General features: G+C 67.5%; 16 protein-coding genes and 1 tRNA gene. 12 read left to right on the top strand and 5 right to left on the bottom strand.

Features of this window, described 5'->3' with window-relative positions:
* Window positions 1-10: 10 nt before the first annotated feature.
* Window positions 11-1687, bottom strand: coding sequence for a cytochrome-c oxidase, cbb3-type subunit I (gene ccoN, locus EJJ38_RS10240; protein ID WP_127089963.1), 1677 nt, complete (start codon window positions 1685-1687; stop codon window positions 11-13).
* 259 nt (window positions 1688-1946) lie between these two features.
* On the bottom strand, window positions 1947-2882 hold the full coding sequence (locus tag EJJ38_RS10235; RefSeq protein WP_164738470.1) for a sensor domain-containing diguanylate cyclase: 936 nt from the start codon (window positions 2880-2882) through the stop codon (window positions 1947-1949).
* A 247-nt stretch (window positions 2883-3129) separates the two neighbouring features.
* On the opposite strand from EJJ38_RS10235, the gene edd reads away from it, so the two are divergent.
* From edd to EJJ38_RS10195, 9 genes are all read left to right on the top strand, one after another.
* A complete protein-coding gene (gene edd / locus EJJ38_RS10230; RefSeq protein ID WP_127089961.1) occupies window positions 3130-4971 on the top strand; it encodes a phosphogluconate dehydratase in 1842 nt (613 codons plus the stop codon).
* Between the two features lie 101 nt (window positions 4972-5072).
* Window positions 5073-6074, top strand: a complete 1002-nt coding sequence (locus EJJ38_RS10225) for an MBL fold metallo-hydrolase (protein ID WP_127089960.1) — start codon at window positions 5073-5075, stop codon at window positions 6072-6074.
* Window positions 6075-6162: 88 nt separating this feature from the next.
* Window positions 6163-7083: a sulfite exporter TauE/SafE family protein gene (locus EJJ38_RS10220; protein ID WP_127089959.1), complete on the top strand. Its 921-nt coding sequence runs from the start codon at window positions 6163-6165 to the stop codon at window positions 7081-7083.
* A gap of 3 nt (window positions 7084-7086) precedes the next feature.
* Entirely contained in the window at window positions 7087-7854 is a 768-nt protein-coding gene (locus tag EJJ38_RS10215) for a TIGR02186 family protein (RefSeq protein ID WP_127089958.1), read from the top strand.
* A gap of 611 nt (window positions 7855-8465) precedes the next feature.
* Complete coding sequence (locus EJJ38_RS10210) at window positions 8466-9251, top strand: enoyl-CoA hydratase-related protein (RefSeq protein WP_127089957.1); 786 nt, start codon at window positions 8466-8468, stop codon at window positions 9249-9251.
* Between the two features lie 61 nt (window positions 9252-9312).
* A tRNA-Gln gene (locus EJJ38_RS10205) sits at window positions 9313-9387 on the top strand.
* Window positions 9388-9548: 161 nt separating this feature from the next.
* Entirely contained in the window at window positions 9549-10367 is an 819-nt protein-coding gene (locus EJJ38_RS20615; RefSeq protein ID WP_245454175.1) for an ImuA family protein, read from the top strand.
* Between the two features lie 16 nt (window positions 10368-10383).
* On the top strand, window positions 10384-11808 hold the full coding sequence (locus tag EJJ38_RS10200; protein ID WP_338021865.1) for a Y-family DNA polymerase: 1425 nt from the start codon (window positions 10384-10386) through the stop codon (window positions 11806-11808).
* Window positions 11805-15128: an error-prone DNA polymerase gene (locus tag EJJ38_RS10195; RefSeq protein WP_127089955.1), complete on the top strand. Its 3324-nt coding sequence runs from the start codon at window positions 11805-11807 to the stop codon at window positions 15126-15128. The genes EJJ38_RS10200 and EJJ38_RS10195 overlap by 4 nt, the downstream gene beginning before the upstream one ends.
* Window positions 15129-15744: 616 nt before the next feature.
* Here the strand turns inward: EJJ38_RS10195 and EJJ38_RS10190 are convergent.
* Complete coding sequence (locus EJJ38_RS10190; protein ID WP_245454173.1) at window positions 15745-15978, bottom strand: CUE domain-containing protein; 234 nt, start codon at window positions 15976-15978, stop codon at window positions 15745-15747.
* Between the two features lie 232 nt (window positions 15979-16210).
* Window positions 16211-16606 (bottom strand): hypothetical protein, encoded by a 396-nt coding sequence (locus EJJ38_RS10185; protein WP_127089954.1) that lies wholly within the window; start codon window positions 16604-16606, stop codon window positions 16211-16213.
* Between the two features lie 470 nt (window positions 16607-17076).
* Between EJJ38_RS10185 and EJJ38_RS10180 the strand changes: the two genes are divergently transcribed.
* From EJJ38_RS10180 to EJJ38_RS10170, 3 genes are all read left to right on the top strand, one after another.
* The gene (locus EJJ38_RS10180) at window positions 17077-18009 is read left to right on the top strand and encodes a 2-hydroxyacid dehydrogenase (RefSeq protein WP_127089953.1); all 933 of its coding nucleotides are present in this window, start codon (window positions 17077-17079) and stop codon (window positions 18007-18009) included.
* Between the two features lie 52 nt (window positions 18010-18061).
* A complete protein-coding gene (locus EJJ38_RS10175) occupies window positions 18062-18322 on the top strand; it encodes a hypothetical protein (protein WP_127089952.1) in 261 nt (86 codons plus the stop codon).
* A 117-nt stretch (window positions 18323-18439) separates the two neighbouring features.
* The gene (locus EJJ38_RS10170) at window positions 18440-18817 is read left to right on the top strand and encodes a FlxA-like family protein (protein ID WP_127089951.1); all 378 of its coding nucleotides are present in this window, start codon (window positions 18440-18442) and stop codon (window positions 18815-18817) included.
* Window positions 18818-18899: 82 nt separating this feature from the next.
* Here the strand turns inward: EJJ38_RS10170 and EJJ38_RS10165 are convergent, their stop codons facing one another.
* Window positions 18900-19478: a TetR/AcrR family transcriptional regulator gene (locus EJJ38_RS10165; RefSeq protein WP_127089950.1), complete on the bottom strand. Its 579-nt coding sequence runs from the start codon at window positions 19476-19478 to the stop codon at window positions 18900-18902.
* Window positions 19479-19501: the final 23 nt, after the last annotated feature.

The following is a 19501-nucleotide window of genomic DNA, read 5'->3' as shown; positions in this document are numbered from 1 at the left end:
TCTCTCTCCGTCATTCCGCAGGGGCGAGGGTGAGGCCGGCCGGGGTCTCGGCGGCGGCCACGGGCTCGGCCTTGCGGATGGTCATCACCACATTCCAGGCCATGATCAGCGCGCCGACGAGGAACAGGATTCCGCCGAGCGCCCGGATCACATAGAGGGGGTGCATGGCCTCGACGGACTCGATGAACGAGTATTCGAGGAAGCCGAGCGCGGTATAGGCACGCCACATGAGGCCCTGGAGGATGCCCGCCACCCACATGGCGCAGATGTAGAGCACGATCCCGAGGGTGGAGATCCAGAAGTGCCAGTTGATGGCCTTGACCGAATACATCTCCTTCTTGTGCCAGAGCCAGGGAACCAGGCAGTAGATGGCACCGAACGAGATGTAGGCGACCCAGCCGAGCGCGCCGGAATGAACGTGGCCGATGCCCCATTCCGTGTAGTGGCTGAGGGAGTTCACCGCCTTCACCGACATCATCGGCCCCTCGAAGGTGGCCATGCCGTAGAAGGCGACCGACACCACCATCATGCGGATGACCGGATCGGTGCGCAGCTTGTCCCAGGCGCCCGAGAGGGTCATGAGGCCGTTGATCATGCCGCCCCAGGAGGGCATCCACAGCATGATGGAGAAGGTCATGCCCAGGGTCTGCGCCCAGTCCGGCAGGGCGGTGTAGTGCAGATGGTGGGGACCGGCCCAGATATAGAGGAAGATCAGCGCCCAGAAGTGCACGATGGACAGGCGGTAGGAATAGACCGGCCGCTCCGCGCGCTTGGGGATGAAGTAATACATCAGGGCGAGGAAGCCGGCGGTGAGGAAGAAGCCCACCGCGTTATGGCCGTACCACCACTGCACCATGGCATCCTGCACGCCCGACCAGACGATGTAGGAGTGCGGCGAGAACAGCGACACCGGCACCGTGGCGTTGTTGCCGAGGTGCAGCACCGCGATGGTCACGATGAAGGCGAGATAGAACCAGTTGGCCACATAGATGTGGGGTTCCTTGCGCTTCAGGATGGTGAGCAGGAAGACCAGGAAATAGGTGACCCAGACCACGGTCAGGAACAGGTCGGAATACCATTCCGGCTCCGCATATTCCTTGCCCTGGGTGATGCCCAGCAGGTAGCCCGTGCCCGCGATGACGATGAAGAAATTGTAGCCCAGGATCACGAACCAGGGGGCGAGGTCGCCGGCCAGCCGGGCGCGGCAGGTGCGCTGGACCACGTAGAAGGAGGTGGCGATCAGCACGTTGCCGCCGAAGGCGAAGATCACCGCCGAGGTGTGCAGCGGCCGCAGGCGCCCGAAGGAAATCCAGGGCAGGTCGAAGTTGAACACCGGGAAGGCGAGCTGCAGGGCGATGATCACCCCCACCAGGAAGCCCGCAATGCCCCAGAAGACTGCCAGCAGCGTGGAGACCTTCACCGGCCCCATATTGTAGTTGGGCAGCCCGTCGATGGTCTGGGGCGGGAGTTCCGCGGGCCTGTCCATGTAGCGGTTGCCGATGGCGAAGACCGAGGCGATCGACGCGGCGGCAAACAGGAAGGCATGGAAGGCATAGGCGCTGGTATGGGCCTTCGCCATCACGGTGATGGAGAGGAGTGCCAGCAGGGCGAATACCACGAGAAGCAGCATCTCGCCGTTGGTCATCGACTTGCGGGGCAAGGTGGTTGGGGCTGGTGCGGTCGGCATCGTCGGTTCCCTGCCCCGGAGACGGAGGTCCCCGAAGCTTCTGGATGCACCATGCGTGGGGGGCCGCTGTCCCTCCTTGATACAAGTCAAAAGTAAGGCGCCCGCGGCCGCGTCCGGCGGGCTCGGGTCCGTCTTTCCAAGATGTTGAATTTAAATTGATATTCTTGGTTTTGGCGGGGCGCTGGGCGGCCGTGGCGGGCCTGCGCCAAAAGGTCCTGCGTGCCGTGCCGGAGGGTCCGGGGCGGGTGCGGGAGATGGGCTAGGCCACCTTGACGATGCGGTTCCGCCCGAGGCGCTTGGCCTGATAAAGCCCCTTGTCCGCCAGTTCCAGCAGGTGGGCGAGGGGGCCGAGGGCGGTGCCCTCGGCATTGGCCGCTTCGATCACGGCGCCCGAGGCGGTCATGCGGAAGCGCCCCTCGCTCACTGCGAAGTCGCGGTTGGCCACTTCCCGGCGAAAGCGGTCCATGGCTTCGGTGGCGGAGTTGCCGTCGCAGCCGATGAGGATGGCGGCGAATTCCTCCCCGCCGATGCGGAACAGCCAGTCCTCGGCCCGCATGACCTCACGGAAGGTGGAGGCGAAGCCGTGCAGCGCATCGTTGCCGGCCTCGTGCCCGAACCTGTCATTGACCCGCTTGAAATGGTCGATGTCCAGCACGGCGATGGAGAAAGGATGCTTCACGCGCTCGGCGCGATGGAATTCGTTGGCGGCGACGATCTCCAGCATGCGCCGGTTCCAGGCGCCCGTCAGCGCGTCCGTCGAGGCGATGCGGCGCAGCTCCAGTTCATGGGCGGCTACGGCGGCAAGGTCGCGCAGGATCTGCCGGTGCGCCTCGGTGATGACACGGGGCGTTCGGTCCAGCACGCACAATGTGCCGATGCGCACCCCCTCCACCGAATTGAGCGGAACCCCCGCATAGAAGCGGATACGCTCCGGCCCATCCACGAAGAGATTGCCCTTCAGGCGCGGGTCGAGGGCGGTGTCGGGAATTTCAAAGGCTCCGGGCGCCGACATGGAATATTGGCACAAGGATTCCTCGACGGACGTTTCGCAGACGCTGAATCCCTGCACGGACTTGAACCAGTATCGGTCGTCGTCTTGCAGGCTGACGATGGCGATGGGAACATCAAGGGCCGCGCAGGCGATGCGTGTAATCCGGTCGAACATTTCTTCCGGAAGCGTGTCCAAGATGTTCATGGACCGCAGGATTTGGCCTCGAGAGAAAGCATCCGGATGCGACGACATGATGAATGCGCAACCTTGTTTGGCGCCTCGCGCCGTCTCCGACCCCGTTCGGTGGAACTATCTTCGGCTAATGAGCATAGCTCAAGGCGCAATTGGCGTCACGAATAGTGATTATTCCTGACCATAACGTGCCTTTTCATCGGCGAATCCATCACCACATGCACCCGTGAGGGGCAGTTCGGCCAGAGCGGAGGCTTTAATGAGCAATTTCGGCAGCTTGAACGCCCGTATCGGCGAGGTCACGGAGCGGATCGCGCGCCGGAGCGCGGCTGGGCGGAGCCGGTATCTGGAGCGCATCGAGGCCGCGCGCCAGAACACGCCGCCGCGCCAGCGCCTGGGCTGCGCCAACCAGGCCCATGGCTTTGCCGCCTGCGGCCCGCTGGACAAGGAGCGCCTGCGGGAGGAGGCGACGCCCAACCTCGCCATCGTCACCGCCTATAACGACATGCTCTCGGCCCACCAGCCCTATGAGCGCTATCCGGAGCTGATCCGCGCCGCCGCCCGCGAGGCGGGGGGCACCGCCCAGGTGGCGGGCGGGGTGCCCGCCATGTGCGACGGCGTCACACAAGGCGAGGCGGGCATGGAGCTGAGCCTCTTCTCCCGCGAGGTCATCGCCCTCTCCACCGCCGTGGCGCTGTCCCACCAGACCTTCGATGCCGCCGTCTTCCTCGGCATCTGCGACAAGATCGTGCCCGGCCTCGTCATCGGCGCGCTGGCCTTCGGGCATTTGCCGGCGGTGTTCATTCCCGCCGGGCCCATGACGTCCGGCCTGCCCAATGACGAGAAGACGCGCATCCGCCAGCTTTATGCGGAAGGCAAGGTGGACCGTGCCGCGCTGCTGGAGGCGGAATCGCTCTCCTATCACGGGCCGGGCACCTGCACCTTCTACGGCACCGCCAATACCAACCAGATGATGATGGAGATCATGGGCCTGCATCTGCCCGGCGCCTCCTTCGTCAATCCCAACACGCCGCTGCGCGACGCGCTGACCCGCGAAGGGGCGCGGCGGGCGCTGGCCATCACGGCGCTGGGCAACCACTACACGCCCGTGGGGCGCATGCTGGACGAGAAGGCTTTCGTGAATGCGGTGGTGGGCCTGCACGCCACGGGCGGCTCCACCAACCACACGCTCCATATGGTGGCCATGGCGGCGGCGGCGGGCATCACGCTCACCTGGGACGATTTCTCGGACCTCGCGGAGAAGGTGCCGCTGCTCGCCCGTGTCTATCCCAACGGCAAGTCGGACGTGAACCAGTTCCACGCGGCGGGCGGCATGGCCTATGTGATCCGCGAACTGCTGGGCGCGGGGCTGCTGCACAATGACGTGCAGACCGTCTGGGGCACCGGCCTCGACGGTTATCTGAAGGAGCCGGGCGTGGAGGAGGGCGACCGCCTCGTGTGGCGGGAGGGGGCGTCCGAAAGCGGCGACACGGCCATCCTGCGCGGCGCGGCCGAGCCCTTCCAGGCGACCGGCGGGCTCAAGGTGATGGGCGGCAATCTCGGCCGGGCGGTGGTGAAGAGTTCCGCCGTTGCGCCCGAGCGCCATGTCATCGTCGCCCCGGCCCGGGTGTTCAATTCCCAGGAAGAGGTGCAGGCCGCCTTCAAGGCGAAGGAGCTGGACGGGGACTTCATCTGCGTGGTGCGCTTCCAGGGGCCGGCCGCCAACGGCATGCCGGAACTGCACAAGCTCATGCCGCCGCTGGGCGTGCTGCAGGATCGCGGGCAGAAGGTGGCGCTGGTGACGGACGGGCGGCTGTCCGGCGCCTCCGGCAAGGTGCTCTCGGCCATCCATGTGACGCCCGAAGCGGCGCGCGGCGGGGCCATCGCCAAGGTGCGCGATGGCGACATGATCCGCGTGGATGCGGTCACCGGCGACCTGGAAGTGCTGGTGGACGCCCATGAATGGGCCCGGCGCGTGCCCGCCGCGGTGGACCTCTCCACCTCCCATCACGGCGTGGGCCGCGAGCTGTTCGCGCCGTTCCGCGCGGCGGTGGGTGCGGCGGATGGTGGCGCCACGGTTTTCGCAGGCGCTTTCGCCTGAAGGATCCGCGCCTGAAAAGCCCGCGCCTCGAAAACGCTGCCGGACGGTGGCGCGGCGGTGCGTCCCGCTTTATAGCGGGATGGATCGTAAGGAAGGCTTAGATGATGGCGGACAGCGTGGAGGATGCACCCCGGCTCACCGAGGTTGTGCCGGGACTGCTTCGGATCAGGATCGCGCTGCCGTTTCCGCCCACGGAAGTGAATGCCTGGCTGCTGCGGGACGCGGAGGGCTGGACCCTCATCGATTGCGGTGTGGACGATGCGCGCACCCGCGCTCTGTTCGAGGCGGTGTTCACCGATCCCCTGCTGGAGGGGCGGCCGGTCACACGCCTCCTCATCACCCATTTCCACCCCGACCATGTGGGTCTTGCCGGCTGGATCGCGGAGCGCATCGGCGTGCCCATCCATATGAGCCGGGTCGAATGGCTTCAGGCCCGCCTCATCCTGGCGGACCCGCCCGAACGGGCGCTCGATGCCTATTTCGCCCAATATGTCCGCTCCGGCGCGCCGGAGAGCTTCCTCACCTTCCTGCGCCAGCGCGGCCTGCTTTATCGCAAATGGGTGGGCGCGCTGCCTTATAGCTACACCGCCATCCGCGAGGGCGACACCTTCCAGATGGCGGGCACGTCCTGGCGGGTGATCACGGGGGAGGGGCATGCGCCGGAAATGGTGTGCCTCTACAGCGCCGAGCGCGGCATCCTGATCGCCGCCGACCAGATCCTCGCCCGCATCACGCCCCATATCGGCGTCCATCCCGCCGATGCGGAGGCCGATCCGCTGGGCGCCTATCTCACCAGCCTCGGCAAGTTCGAGGGCCTGCCCGACGATACCCTCGTCCTGCCCTCCCATGGCGATCCCTTCACGGGCCCCGATGCCCGCATCACGGCGCTGCGCGATCATCACGAGGAGCGGCTCGGGCGGCTGATGGACTTCTGCGCCACCCCGCGCACGGTCATGGAGACCACGCAGGTCCTGTTCCGCAATCTGCCCGCCGACCAGATCGGCTTCGGCCTCAGCGAGGCGCTGGCCCATCTGCGCCATCTGGTGGCGCGCGGAGACCTGCGCGAGGAGAGCGACGCAGACCTCTGGCGCTTCGTGCGGTGAGGGCGCGGGCGCGGAATTGGCTTGCCTTGGTGGGGCGCCTGTGCTCCCCACACATGCCAGACGCCTTCATCCGCGAACGGCCTTCCGCGTGACCATCTATCTGCCCATCGCCGAGATTCCGGTGGCGATCTTCACGATCTTCGCCATGGGCCTCGCCGTGGGCTTCATCTCCGGCATGTTCGGCGTGGGCGGCGGCTTCCTCATGACCCCGCTGCTCATCTTCACCGGCGTTCCGGCGGCGGTGGCGGTGGCGAGCGTGTCCGCCCATATGGCCGCTTCCTCCTTTTCCGGCGCGCTCTCCTACCTGCGCAAGGGGCTTATCGACCTGCCCTTGTCCGGCTTCCTGCTGGCGGGCGGCCTCACCGGCACGGCGGCGGGGGTGGGGGCGTTCGCGCTGCTGCGCCTGTGGGGGCAGGTGGATCTGGTCATCGGCGTCGCCTATGTGGTGCTGCTCACGGGCGTGGGCGGGCTCATGCTGGTGGAGAGCCTGCGCTTCATCCTGCGCGCCTGGGGCGGCAAGAAGACTTCGGTGCGCCGCCCCGGTACCCATGGCTGGTTCCTGCGCCTGCCGCTGAAGGTGCGCTTCCGCCGCTCGCGCATCTATGTCTCGGTCATCCCCATCCTGGCCATCGGCCTCGGCATCGGCTTCCTGGGCGCGCTGCTCGGCATCGGCGGCGGCTTCCTGCTGGTGCCTGCCCTCATCTATCTGCTGCGCGTGCCCACCCAGATGTCGGTGGGCACCTCGCTGGTGATGACCCTCGTGACCATGACGGCGGCCACCATCCTGCACGCCGCCTTCAACGGCACCGTGGATGCCGTCCTGGCGCTCATCCTCATGCTGGGCGGCACGGTGGGGGCGCAGTTCGGCGCGCGGGCGGGGCAGCGGCTGAAGGCGGAATATCTGCGCCTGCTCCTGGCGTTGCTGGTGCTGGCGGTGGGCCTGCGCGTGGGCTACGACCTCGCCCGCCCGCCGGCGGATCCGTTCGCCATCACCCAGCGGGGGGCCTGAGCCGTGGGCCGCTTCCTCGCTCCGGCGCTTCTGGCGGGCGCGCTCTGCGTTGCCGGGGCTGCGCGGGCGGAGACGCTGGTCCTGTCGGTTTCTCAGCCGCAGGTGCTCATCACCTCCAATTTCACCGGCGCCGACCTCGTCCTGTTCGGCGTGGTGGAGGACCGGCCGCCCGGCGAGCATCGCTACGACTTCGCCGTGACCGTGCGCGGCCCCCAGGAGACCTTCGTCACCTGGCGCAAGTCCCGCGTGTTTGGGCTGTATGTGAACACGGACAGCCGCACCTTCGTGGACAGCCCGGCGGTGCTGGCGGTGGCCACCAACCGGCCCGCCGGCGAGATCGCGGACGCCGCCGTGCTGCGGCGCGAGCAGATCGGCCTCAGCCGGAACATCTTCCTCCAGCGGGTGGGATCGGACTTCGCGGACGTGGTGGCGGACGATCCCTTCCGCCTCGCCTTCCTGCGCATCAAGACCGCCGATGGCCTCTATGTGGAGGAGCCCAACGGAGTGAGCCTGCTGGCCCCGTCCGTGTTCCGCACCTCCTTCCACCTTCCCGCCAGCGCGCCGGTGGGCACTTATGAGGTGACGGTGAAGCTGTTCGAGGACGGGCAGATGCGCGCCGAGGCATCCACGGTCGTGACCGTGCGCAAGGACGGCTACGGCCAGCAACTGGCCACTTTCTCCGAGGAGCACGGCTGGCTCTACGGCCTTGCCGTCGCCTTCGGAGCGCTGGCGGTGGGCTTCTGCGCCAACATGCTCCTGCGCCGCGACTGAGCCCTGGGATACGGCCGCGCGCGCCCCTCCTGCCGGTGGGGCAGGCGACTGTTCCAGTGTCGCAAGACTGACAAAAGCCGAGGATCATTCCGTTACGTCAAGGGTTTTCCACATCTTGGATCCAGAAAATGCGCGGAAAAATTGCAATTTCGCGCAATGTTAAGTATCAATTGAGCCGGATCTGTTTTTCCGAACGGGCCGCGTCCCCTGCCGGGGAGGGCGGCCCTTGGGGAAGGCAGAGGCCCGCCGCTTTGGGGCGGTGCGCCGTCCCGCTTCCCGCGCGCGTAGGTTTTCGCGTCCCGCGCTGGAAACAGGACGGCGCAGGCGGTGCTCCCGCCATTCATGTCTTTCGCATCCGGCCGCCCGGCGCCGGATGCGCCGTCCTCCAGGTGCCATGCCCTGACCGGCACCTGGCGGAGGCGGGGCGGTGCCGATCGGCATCGCTCCGCTCTCCCTCCAAAGCGGCCCGGCCAGGGCGCCTGCGTCGTCCGCCGCGCGGGATCTCGCGCATCTGCCATGTTTTCTCCGCACGGCCTTGCGCCTATAAGCCTCGGCGGAGGGTGCCGTATCAGGTTGCAGTCAGTCTGGTCCGCGCGCTCCAGGGAGGGACCATGTCTTCCGGCGACGTGTCTGTGACCATTGAGGGCGGAATCGCCCGTCTCGTTCTGTCCAATCCGGAGCGGCGCAACGCCATTTCCAGCGCCATGTGGCGCGCCTTGTCCGAGTTCGCGGCGGAAGCGGGCCGGCGGGGCGACGTGCGCGTGACCCTGATCCGGGGGGAGGGGACCCTGGCCTTCTCGGGCGGCGCCGACATTTCCGATTTCAGCGCGGCCCGCTCCGATGCCTCCGGCGCACAGACCTATGACGAACTGGTGGAAGCCGCCTGCGCGGCCATCGAGGGGCTCGGCTGCCCCGTGGTGGCGCTGGTGCGCGGCGCCTGCGTGGGTGCGGGCGCGGCGTTGGCGGCCGCCTGCGACATCCGGGTGGCTGCGGAGGATGCCTTCCTGGCGGTTCCTGCGGCCCGCCTCGGGCTCGGCTACGATCCTCGCGGCGTCGCCCGTCTGGTGCGCGCCTATGGTCCCCATGCGGCCCGGCAATTGTTCTTCACGGCGGAACGCCTCACGGCGCGGCGCGTCTATGAGTTGGGCGGCATTGACCACATTGCGGGCCTCGACGAAGTGGACGCGCTGGCCGACCGGATCATTGCGCGCATCGCCGAGAATGCCCCGCTGACCCTGCGGGCGGCCAAGCTCTCCATCCATGCGGCGGAAGGCGTGGGGGGCGGCATCCTCACCGAGGCGCGCCATCTCACGCAGCTGGCCAATGCCAGTTCCGACTATCGCGAGGGCCGCCTCGCCTTCGCCGAGAAGCGCGCGCCGCGCTTTGCCGGAAACTGAGGACGCGGCGGACGGGGGCGTTGCGTCTTCGCGGCGCCCCGCCTATGGTCCGCGCCCGCGTTGGGGCGTAGCCAAGTGGTAAGGCAGCGGATTTTGATTCCGCCATCCCCTGGTTCGAATCCAGGCGCCCCAGCCATCTCTTTTCCCAGCCGTGCGATCGCCATGCCGGGCATACCGGCCGGCCGGCCAACCCGGCGGCCGGGATCGCGCTGCGCCTGTTGTCCTCCGTGCTCCGATGGTTCGCTTGACTCTGCCCTTGGTTTGAGTCGTTTTTAAAGGAACAAAACAGGAACATATATGGCCGTGGAACAGGACGTTTCCGCGCTGAGGCGGGTGCTTGCCGGGCTGGAGGCAGAGCATTTGCCCGGCGCTTCATCCACTTTCACCCTGGGGGCTGCGGGCGCGGACGGCCAGTTGGCCGATGGGCTGCCGCGAGGTGTCCTGCACGAGGTCCATGCTGCAGCCGGAGCCGACATTCCGGCCGCGTCCGGCTTCGCGCTGGCCTTGGCGCTGCGGGCCAGCGTGAGGCACGCAAACATGGCGCAACCCATCCTCTGGGTGCGGCAGGACATGCTCGATTCCGAAACAGGGGCGCTTCATGCCCCGGGCGTGGCCGGCCTCGGCCTCGATCCCGCGCAGATCATCCTGGTGCGGGTGCGCGACGCCGAGCAGGCATTGCGCGCGGCCGGTGACGCGGCACGCTGCCCGGCCCTGGGTGCCGTGCTGCTGGAGCCGTGGGGGGAGCCGAAGGCGCTGGATCTCACGGCGACGCGGCGGCTGGCGCTCCGGGCGCGCGAATCCGGCGTCACCATGCTCCTGCTGCGCATGACGGACAGGCCCATGGCGAGCGTTGCCCTGACCCGCTGGCAGGTGAGGCCCCTGGTCTCCGCCCCGCTGGCAGCCGGCGCGCCCGGAGCCCCGGCCTTTGCCGCCACCTTGCTGCGCCATCGCGGCGGCCTCCAGGGCCGCACCTGGAAACTGGAGTGGGACCATGAGAGCCGTTCCTTCCGCGACTTCGCCCCGCTATCTCGCGCTGTGGTTCCCGTTCCTTCCGGCCGAACGGTGGCGCAAGGCGGGGGGCACACCGACGTCCGGCCCTTCCGCCGCGCCGGATGAGCCGCCACTGGTCTTTGTGGAACGGGTGAAGGGCGCGCAGCGCGTGTCCGCCGTCTCCCCGCGCGCGCAGGCCATCGGCCTCGCGCCGGGGCTGACGCTGGCCGATGCCCGCGCCCGTATTCCCGACCTCGTGGTGGCCGATCATGATCCCGCCGCCGATGCCGCCTTGCTGGAGCGGATCGCCGATGATTGCGACCGCTGGACCCCGCTGGTGGCCCTGGACGGCCCGGACGGGCTCGTGCTCGACATTACCGGCTGTGCGCACCTGTTCGGCGGCGAGGCGATGATGCGCGCGCGGCTGGCGACCCACCTCCAGGGACACGGGCTGACGCTCCGCGCGGTTGTGGCCGGTACGCCGGACGCGGCCCGCGCCCTCGCCCGCTTCGGCAAGGGCGGCGTTGTGCCGTGCGGGCGAGAGGCGGACCATGTTGCGCCGCTGCCCATTTCCGCGCTTGGCCTGTCGCGGGAGAGCGTGACCGGGTTGTCGCGCGCGGGGCTCAAGACCATCGGCGATCTCGCCGCACGCCCCGGCACGCCCTTGGCCGCGCGCTTCGGCGAAGACCTCCTGACCCGGCTGCGCCGCACGCTGGGGCACGAGGATGTGCGCATCGTGCCACGCCGCATCCTTCCGGCCTGCATCGCCGAGCGGCGTTTCGCGGAGCCGATCGGACGCGCCGAGGACGTACAGGGCGCGTTCGGCCTGCTGATCGACGACCTCTCGTCCATGCTTGAGGCGCGCGGCGCGGGCGGCCGGGTGTTCGAGGCGGCGTTTTTCCGGGCGGACGGTGCGGTCCGGCGCATCCTCATCGAGACCGCGCGGCCCTCCCGCGATCCCTTATCCCTGGCCCGGCTGTTTCGGGAAAAGCTCGACGCCCTCTCCGATCCGCTCGACCCCGGCTTCGGTTTCGATCTGATCCGGCTCGCCGTGCTCCGCCTGGAACCCCTGGCACCGGCGCAGGTGAGCCTGGACGGCCGTGCCGTGGCGGAGGAAGAGGTGGCCGATCTGGTGGATCGGCTGGTGGCCCGGCTGGGGCGGGATCGCGTGCTGCGCTTCATGATGCGCGACAGCCATGATCCCGAGCGCGCCGCCGGTTTCTTATCGGCCACCGCCCCGCCGCCACCCGCCTGCCCGATGCCGGCCCCGCCGCTGGCCCGCCCCCTCATGATGTTCGACCCGCCGCACCCCATCGAGGCGCTGGCCGAGGTGCCGGACGGCCCGCCCTTGCGCTTCCGCTGGCGCCGGGTGCTGCATGAAGTGGTCCATGCCGAGGGGCCGGAGCGTATCGCCGCGGAGTGGTGGCAAAGCGAGAAGGGCACGCCGACACGCGATTACTACCGGGTGGAAAACCATCAGGGCCGCCGCTTCTGGCTGTTCCGCCTCGGCCTCTATGACCGCGAGCCCGGCCCGCCCGCCTGGTTCCTGCACGGGCTTTTTCCATGAGCGGCGTCTTCTATGCCGAACTGGCGGTGACGACGAACTTCTCGTTCCTGCGGGGCGCGTCTTCCGCCGGGAATCTGGTGGCTGAGGCGCTCAGGCTCGGTCATGCGGGCATGGGCATCGCCGACCGCAACACCGTCTCGGGCGTGGTGCGGGCCTATGCGGCGGTGAAGGAGGCGGAAGAGGCGTGGCGGACGCAGATCGGCATCCCCGATGCGACGCTGCCCTTCCATCTGGCGGTGGGCGCGCGTCTCGTCTTCGCGGACGGGACGCCGGATGTGCTGGCCTATGCGCAGAGCCGCGCGGGCTGGGGGCGGCTGTGCCGGCTGCTCACCATCGGCAATATGCGTGCGGCCAAGGGCGCATGCCTCCTCACTCTCGACGACCTGCTCAGCGATGCCGGCGGCCTCTCGCTCATCCTCATGCCGCCACGCCCGATGGAGGGGCTTGCGCCACCGCTCGCCCGGCTCGCGGAGGCGGCGCCCGGCTCCCTCTGGCTCGGCGCCGACATGCCGCGACGGGGCGACGACCATCGCCGGCTGGCGGAGCTGAAGGGGCTGGCCGCGGCCGCCGGCGTGCCGCTGCTGGCCATGAACGACGTGCTCTATCACCACCCCGCCCAGCGCGACCTGCAGGATGTGCTGACCTGCATCCGGGAGGGCACGACCATCGAGGCCGCGGGCCGCCGCCTGGAGGCCAATGCGGAGCGCCACCTTAAATCGCCCGTGGAAATGGCCCGGCTGTTCCGCGACGCGCCGGAGGCCGTGGCGGAGACCGGGCACTTCCTCGCCCGCATCGACTTCTCGCTGGGGCAGCTCAGATATGAATATCCCGAGGAGCCCATCCCGCCCGGCTATACGGCCGAGGGCTGGCTGGAAGAGATGGTGTGGCGACGGGCCGCCATCCGCTATCCCAAGGGCGTGCCCGCCAAGGTGGAGTGCCAGCTTCAGGACGAGCTGGCGCTGATCTCCGAGCTGAAGTACGCGCCCTATTTCCTCACCGTCCACGATCTCGTCGGCTTCGCGGAGAAAAAGGGCATCCTCTGCCAGGGGCGCGGTTCGGCGGCCAATTCCGCCGTGTGCTACGTGCTCGGCATCACCGCCGTGGATCCGGCCGAGAGCGACCTGCTGTTCGCCCGCTTCATCTCCCGCGAGCGCCGGGAGCCGCCCGATATCGATGTCGATTTCGAGCATGAGCGGCGCGAGGAGGTCATCCAATACATTTACGAGCGCTATGGCCGCGCCCGCGCCGGCATCGCCGCCACGGTCATCTCCTATCGTCCGCGCAGCGCCATCCGCGATGTAGGAAAGGCGCTGGGCCTGACCGAGGATGTCACCGCGCGCCTCTCCGGCATGGTCTGGGGAAGCTGGGGCGACATGCTGGAGCAAGGCCAGATCGGACAGGCCGGGCTTGATCCCTCCAATCCCTCCATCCGGCGTGCGGTGTGGTTCGCGAACCGGCTGATCGGCTTCCCGCGCCATCTCTCGCAGCATGTGGGCGGCTTCGTGCTGACCCAGGGCCGGCTCGACGAAATGGTGCCCATCGGCAATGCCGCCATGGAGGATCGCACCTTCATCGAATGGAACAAGGACGATATCGACACGCTCGCCTTGATGAAGGTGGATGTGCTGGCGCTCGGCATGCTCACCTGCATCCGCAAGGCGTTCGACCTGATCCGCACGCATGAGGGCGTGGACTATGCCCTGGCCGACGTGCCGGGCGAGCAGAGCGATGTCTACGACATGCTCTGCCGAGGCGATTCCATCGGGGTTTTCCAGGTGGAAAGCCGGGCACAGATCAACATGCTGCCGCGCCTGAAGCCGCGACGGCTCTATGACCTCGTCATCCAGGTGGCCATCGTCCGGCCGGGGCCCATCCAGGGCAACATGGTGCATCCCTATCTGCGCCGCCGCGAGGGGAGCGAGAAGGTGACATATCCCTCGCCGAAGCCGCCGCACGATCCCAATGAACTCATCGGTGTGCTGGAGCGCACGAAGGGCGTGCCGCTGTTCCAGGAGCAGGCCATGAAGCTGGCCATGGTGGCGGCGGAATTCACGGACGTGGAGGCCAACAAGCTGCGCCGGGCCATGGCCACCTTTCGCAATCTGGGCACCATCGGGCGGTTCCAGACCCTGCTGATCGAACGCATGAGCGCACGCGGCTACGACCCGGCCTTCGCGGCGCGCTGCTTCGAGCAGATCAAGGGGTTCGGCGAATATGGCTTCCCGGAAAGCCATGCCGCCTCCTTCGCCAAGCTGGTCTACATCTCCGCCTTCATCAAATGCCGCCACCCTGCCGTGTTCGCCGCGGCCTTGCTGAACGCGCAGCCCATGGGCTTCTATGCCCCGGCGCAGATCGTGCGCGATGCCCGCGAGCACGGCGTGGAGATCTTGCCCGCCGACATCAATCACAGCTTCCATGACAACACGCTGGAGCGCCGCCCCGACGGGGCTCTCGCGTTGCGCATCGGCCTGCGGCAGATCGACGGGTTCGGTCCGGCGTGGGCGGAAAAGCTCACCGCCGCGCGGGGCGCGGGCTATCCCGATGTGGAAGCGCTGTCCATGCGCGCCCGGCTGCCCGTCGATGCGTTGCGACGCCTGGCGGATGCCGATGCCTTCGGCTCCCTCGGATTGGATCGGCGCGAGGCGGCCTGGATGGTCCGGCGCCTGCCGGACGACGTGCCCTTGCCCCTGTTTGCGGCGGCGCAGGCCCGCGAACTCGGCGCGGAGCCGGATGCGCAGCTTCCCCTCATGCCCCTGCCCGAGCAGATCGCGGTGGACTACCAGACCACGCGACTGTCGCTGAAGGGGCATCCCATGGGCATGCTGCGCGATCTCTTCCAGGGGGAAGGCATCGCCAGCAGCGCCGAGACGGCGGCCAGGCGCGACGGCAGCTTCGTGCGCACCGCCGGCATCGTCCTGGTGCGTCAGCGGCCGGGCAAGGGGAACGCCATCTTCATGACGCTGGAAGACGAGACCGGCATCGTCAATGTGGTGATCTGGGCCCGGCTGTTCGAGCGCTTCCGGGCGCAGGTGATGGGCGCGCGCCTCGTCCTCGTGGAAGGCCGCGTGCAGCGGAGCAAGGAAGGCGTCATCCACCTGATGGCCGAGAGGCTCCACGACCGCTCCGGCGAACTGGCCCGCCTGTTCGACGATCCGGAGCACAACACCGCCGCCGCCATTGCCCGTCCGAGAGTGGATCCGGGGATTGACGAGCGCGCGCGCGCGGAGCCGCGCCAGGGCCATATGCTGGCAGGGCGCCGTTCCGGCCAGGGCCATCCACGCCAGGTCCGCATCCTGCCGAAATCGCGGGACTTTCATTGACCGCGCCGGCGGCCTCGTTGCCTCCCGCCATCGAGCCGCTCCGCGACCCCGCCCCGGCTGAGCGCCTGAAGAAAAGGCACTGAGAGAAGGCTTCACGAGAACGGTCCAAAGGGCGTTTCGACCGAACGCCCTTTGGCTCCCGATTCCGACTGTTTCATCCCATGGCGACGGGATGGCGATGGCGCACGATGAGGTCGGGATGGGGACCAGAGACGTTAAAGCGAGGGTGCAAGAAAGGACATTGGGCTGGTGGGATTGGGAGCCGATGCCGTCCGGGTCTTCCCTCCCGGTTTCCCGATGGCGTCCCCGCCGGACAATCCGGTCCTTCGGACCAAGGCGAAGGGCCACCTGTGTCCGGACTTGAGGCTCGGGCACGCGGCGGGGAAGGGGGAGGGGGCGCTAAAGCATTTCCAAGCGAAGTGTGACGCGGTTCGCGTGAAGGAAATGCGTAAAAAAGAGAGTGAGCATTTCCAAGCGAAGTGTGACGCGGTTCGCGTGAAGGAAATGCGTAAAAAAGAGAGTGAGTGTTTCAGCGTTTCCATGAAAGGCTGAAACACTCCGGAGCACCATTTTCCAGCCGTCCGGCGGGTTCGTCTCCGCCCAGCCCGACCGTCTTTCACACCCCTGGGCGAGCGCATTCCGGACCCAAGCCCGCCCGCGAGGCGCGGCGCGACATTTCGTGCTCCAGATAGGCTTGCCCGATGAGGAGCGCCCGTATGGTGGCGCGGGCATCGCCGTCGCAGGCGGCCAGGGCCTCGTCGATGTCGGTTTCGGAGACATCGAAGGGACGCGCATCCAGGGCCCCGGAGGGGCCGGGCTGGGGAGCGCCGGAAGTGAGGGCGTCGGGCATGAACCGTCTCCTGAAATGGGCTCTATGGATTCCATAGGAACAAATCAGGAACAAGTCGCTACATATGGTAGGTCTGGCAGGGCAGAGGCAGAATCAGCGGCGTGCCGGGCGACAAAGCCGTCGCCTGCAGGCCGATCCCCCGAAAGGGGGCTTGCCAGAGGGGCAAGCCATGCGCGGCATGACGCCGCGATATACCGTCCGCCGCCGCCGCCGGGGCGGACCGATTAAGTGCCTAGAGCATCGACGTGATCTGGCTCGAAAGCCATTCGATGAGCTGCTCCTGGCTATAGACCGGCCCGGAGGGGCTGACCTGGTCCGATTCGCGCTGTCCGCCCACCACGATCTTGGTGCGATGGACGCCGAACTTCAGAACCTTCTTCTTTTCCAGGACGGTTACGCGAAGAAGAACTTCAAGAACCTTGGTTTCGCGCAGCACTCTCTGGGTGCGCTCGACGGAACCGAGGGACTTGGAACGGAGAGTTTCATCGAGAGTTTCTATGAAGATGAGGGCATCACGGATGAATGCCTCCGACATCCTCATAAAATCGATTTCTTCCTCGACAGATTTCTGAGCCTTTTGCTCAAGCTTTTCGATGACAAGATTTGCCGCCTTCCGTCCATCAATCATTGTGTTTCACATGAGTTGGAGATTACAGCCATGATATCAGCGCTCTCGCTTGGTATCAAAGGAGTTGTCTTTTTTGTAAGTGGGCCGTATGAACATAAGCAATGTTGGCAGCGCACCCCGGATTTGAGGGCTGGTCTGGTTCTTTTGGTGCGCATGTAGATTTCATCCATGTGTTCATGCGCTTTGGCGGGACCGATCTTTGATCGGTCCCGCTTTTCATTCAGCCGGTGGCCGTTTTGCGCCTGACCTCGGGCTGCTTCCGCAACGACATGTATTGCCGAACATCTCTGCACCCCGCTTCAGCGAAATGGGGATCCTGCCCGACCGGAACGGGCAACCCCGCTTGAATGGAACAGGTCTCTGCGGCTGAATGCGGTGAACCCGCCGCAGCGGCACCTCTGGCCGCGCCCTTCCATTGTCCGCGTTTCAGGCCCGTCCCGTGCGGGTCCTGTCCCTTCAGGTCCGTCCCCATGGCAGAAGCTCTCGTCTTTCATTCCGACCTCGATTCGCCCGAGCCCTGGATCGCGGCGCTCAAGGCCGAGCTGCCGTGGCTGGAGATACGCCTGTCGAACGCGCCGGGCGATGACCGTGACGTGCGCTATGCCCTGGTCTGGAGGCCGCCGCTCGGCTTCTTCTCCCGCTTTCCCAATCTGGAGCTGGTGACCAATCTGGGGGCGGGGGTGGATGCGCTGCTGGCCCGGCCCGATCTGCCGGAGGTGCCCATCGCCCGCATCTCCGATCCGGAAATGTCGCGCATGATGGCGTCCTTCGTGCTGTTCGCGGTGCTGCGCCATGCCCGCGACATTCCCGCCTTCGAGCGCGCCCAGCGGGAGCGGCGCTGGCATTTCATCACTCCGCGCACCGCTGGCGAGATCTCGGTGGGGGTGCTGGGGCTCGGGGAATTGGGCAGCACCGCTGCGCTGGAACTGGCGCGGCAGGGTTTCCGGGTCAGCGGTTGGTCGCGCAGCCCCAAGGACCTGCCGGGCATCGCCTGCGTGAACGGAATGGAGGCGCTGGACGGCTTCCTCGCCGCCAACGAGATCCTGGTGGTGATGCTGCCGCTCACCCCGCAGACGCGCCATCTGCTGGATGCCCGCCGCCTCGCCGCTTTGCCGCGCGGGGCCAAGCTGGTGAATGTGGCGCGCGGGCCCATCATCGATGAGGCAGCGCTGGTGGAGGCGCTCCGCTCCGGCCATGTGGCCGAGGCGACGCTGGATGTGTTCGAGACCGAGCCGCTGCCGCAGGAAAGCCCGCTCTGGGGCATGGACGGGGTGCTGATCACGCCGCATCTCGCCTCCATGGCCATTCCGAAATCCGCCTGCGCCCAGGTGGCCGCCAATATCCGCCGCATCCGGGCGGGTGAGCCCATCGCCCAGCGGGTGGACGCGGCGCGCGGCTACTGACCGTGGGGAAATCCGCCACAAACCGGCCAAACAGGCACGGCATCATCACATCATGAACCGGCTCCTGAATACCTTCCGCACCGCCACCATCCTGATCGTGGGCGGCATCGCGGCCATCCTCCTGTTCACGCTTCTCGGCAGCCTGCTGGTGGCGGTGAGCATCTTCGTGGTCGTCGCCGCCGTGGCCGGCGGCCTCCACTTCCTCATCTTCGGACGGGGAAAGATGCCGAAGTTCGAGGACATCCAGCGCTCGCCCGGCGGCTTCGACATGATCGACGTGACCCCGCCGCGCGAGCCGCGCCGCCCGCACTGAGCCGGGCAGGGCGCCTTCGAGCGCCCCTTGGGGATCCCTGACCTGAAAAACGCGGCAGCTTCGCACAAGCTGGCGTGTCCATGATACCTCCATCTTGCGGGGGCAAGGGAGAGCATCATGACATCCATCTCCAGTGCCACCACGCTCGTGGGCGGCAGCACCTCCACCAGCTCCAGTTCCGGCGGCAGCGACCTCCAGGGCCAGATCGCCCGGCTCAAGGGGCAGAAGGATGATCTCCAGAAGCAGTTGGAGGAGGCCCAGTCCGGCACCTCCGCGAGCGCTTCCGGGGAGAGCACCGAAGAGACCGTCAAGACGCTGGAGCAAAGCCTGAAGGCAGTGGCCCAGCAGATCGCCGAACTGACCGCGCGCCTTGCCGCCCAGGCGGCGAAGACCGCCACGCAAGCGACGCCCGCCACCAGTCAGCCGGACGCGACCCAGCCTTATGCGCTCCAGATCACCGCGGACCTGTCGGTGCTGAGCGAGGTGAAGGACTAAAGCGGGGATCGACCGCGATCACATCCGAAGGCCGTCATAGCCGGGCGTGTCCCGGCCATCCAAGAGCCCTCAAAGGGGCCCTTCACGGTGTCCGCGCGGGCGGCAATGACGCCGCCATTTCCTGTTCAAGCCGCGCTAGGGTGCGCCCGAACGCGGTCTCGTCATTCAGCGCCCGCGCCAGCACGAGCGCGCCCTGGATGCCGCCCACAGCATATTCCGCAAGCGCCGCCGCCTGGCCCGGATCCGACCCGGCGCGGGTGAGGGCGCTCGCCAGGGTCTCGATCCAGCGCCGGAAATAGCCCTGGATGGCCAGCGCGAAGCGGTCGCGGGTCTCCTCCAGGGCGAAGGCGCCTACGAGGCAGACCCGGCGGCCGGAGCGGAAATAGGCGTCGCTCGCCGCCCACATGTGCGCGATGGCCGCCCGGGGCTCGTCCTGCGCCAGGGGCGTGAAGATCTCCCGCTCGAACCAACCATCCACATGAGCCAGCACGGCGGCGGCCATCTCCGCCTTCCCGCCGGGGAAGAAGTTGTAGAGGCTGCCCTTGGAGAGGCCGGTGCGGGCGGTGAGGGCGCTCAGCGAGGCGCCCTCATAGCCGAGGGCGCGGAACACCTCCGCCAGAAGCGGGACAACGTCCTCCCTCTCGAACACCGTCCGCGCCATCAGCGGAATATCTCCCCGTTTCG

It is taken from the genome of Aquabacter cavernae (genome assembly GCF_003993795.1).
Taxonomy (GTDB): Bacteria; Pseudomonadota; Alphaproteobacteria; order Rhizobiales; family Xanthobacteraceae; genus Aquabacter; species Aquabacter cavernae.
Note: the sequence above shows the minus strand (reverse complement) of the source record. Positions and strands in the feature narration are given on the sequence as shown.

Bases quoted from the DNA above. Each gene is read 5' to 3' on its own strand.
- ccoN (WP_127089963.1), bottom strand. From the start codon at position 1,687: ATGCCGACCGCACCAGCCCCAACCACCTTGCCCCGCAAGTCGATGACC.
- EJJ38_RS10235 (WP_164738470.1), bottom strand. From the start codon at position 2,882: ATGAACATCTTGGACACGCTTCCGGAAGAAATGTTCGACCGGATTACA.
- edd (WP_127089961.1), top strand. From the start codon at position 3,130: ATGAGCAATTTCGGCAGCTTGAACGCCCGTATCGGCGAGGTCACGGAG.
- EJJ38_RS10225 (WP_127089960.1), top strand. From the start codon at position 5,073: ATGATGGCGGACAGCGTGGAGGATGCACCCCGGCTCACCGAGGTTGTG.
- EJJ38_RS10210 (WP_127089957.1), top strand. From the start codon at position 8,466: ATGTCTTCCGGCGACGTGTCTGTGACCATTGAGGGCGGAATCGCCCGT.
- EJJ38_RS20615 (WP_245454175.1), top strand. From the start codon at position 9,549: ATGGCCGTGGAACAGGACGTTTCCGCGCTGAGGCGGGTGCTTGCCGGG.
- EJJ38_RS10195 (WP_127089955.1), top strand. From the start codon at position 11,805: ATGAGCGGCGTCTTCTATGCCGAACTGGCGGTGACGACGAACTTCTCG.
- EJJ38_RS10190 (WP_245454173.1), bottom strand. From the start codon at position 15,978: ATGCCCGACGCCCTCACTTCCGGCGCTCCCCAGCCCGGCCCCTCCGGG.
- EJJ38_RS10185 (WP_127089954.1), bottom strand. From the start codon at position 16,606: ATGATTGATGGACGGAAGGCGGCAAATCTTGTCATCGAAAAGCTTGAG.
- EJJ38_RS10180 (WP_127089953.1), top strand. From the start codon at position 17,077: ATGGCAGAAGCTCTCGTCTTTCATTCCGACCTCGATTCGCCCGAGCCC.
- EJJ38_RS10175 (WP_127089952.1), top strand. From the start codon at position 18,062: ATGAACCGGCTCCTGAATACCTTCCGCACCGCCACCATCCTGATCGTG.
- EJJ38_RS10170 (WP_127089951.1), top strand. From the start codon at position 18,440: ATGACATCCATCTCCAGTGCCACCACGCTCGTGGGCGGCAGCACCTCC.
- EJJ38_RS10165 (WP_127089950.1), bottom strand. From the start codon at position 19,478: ATGGCGCGGACGGTGTTCGAGAGGGAGGACGTTGTCCCGCTTCTGGCG.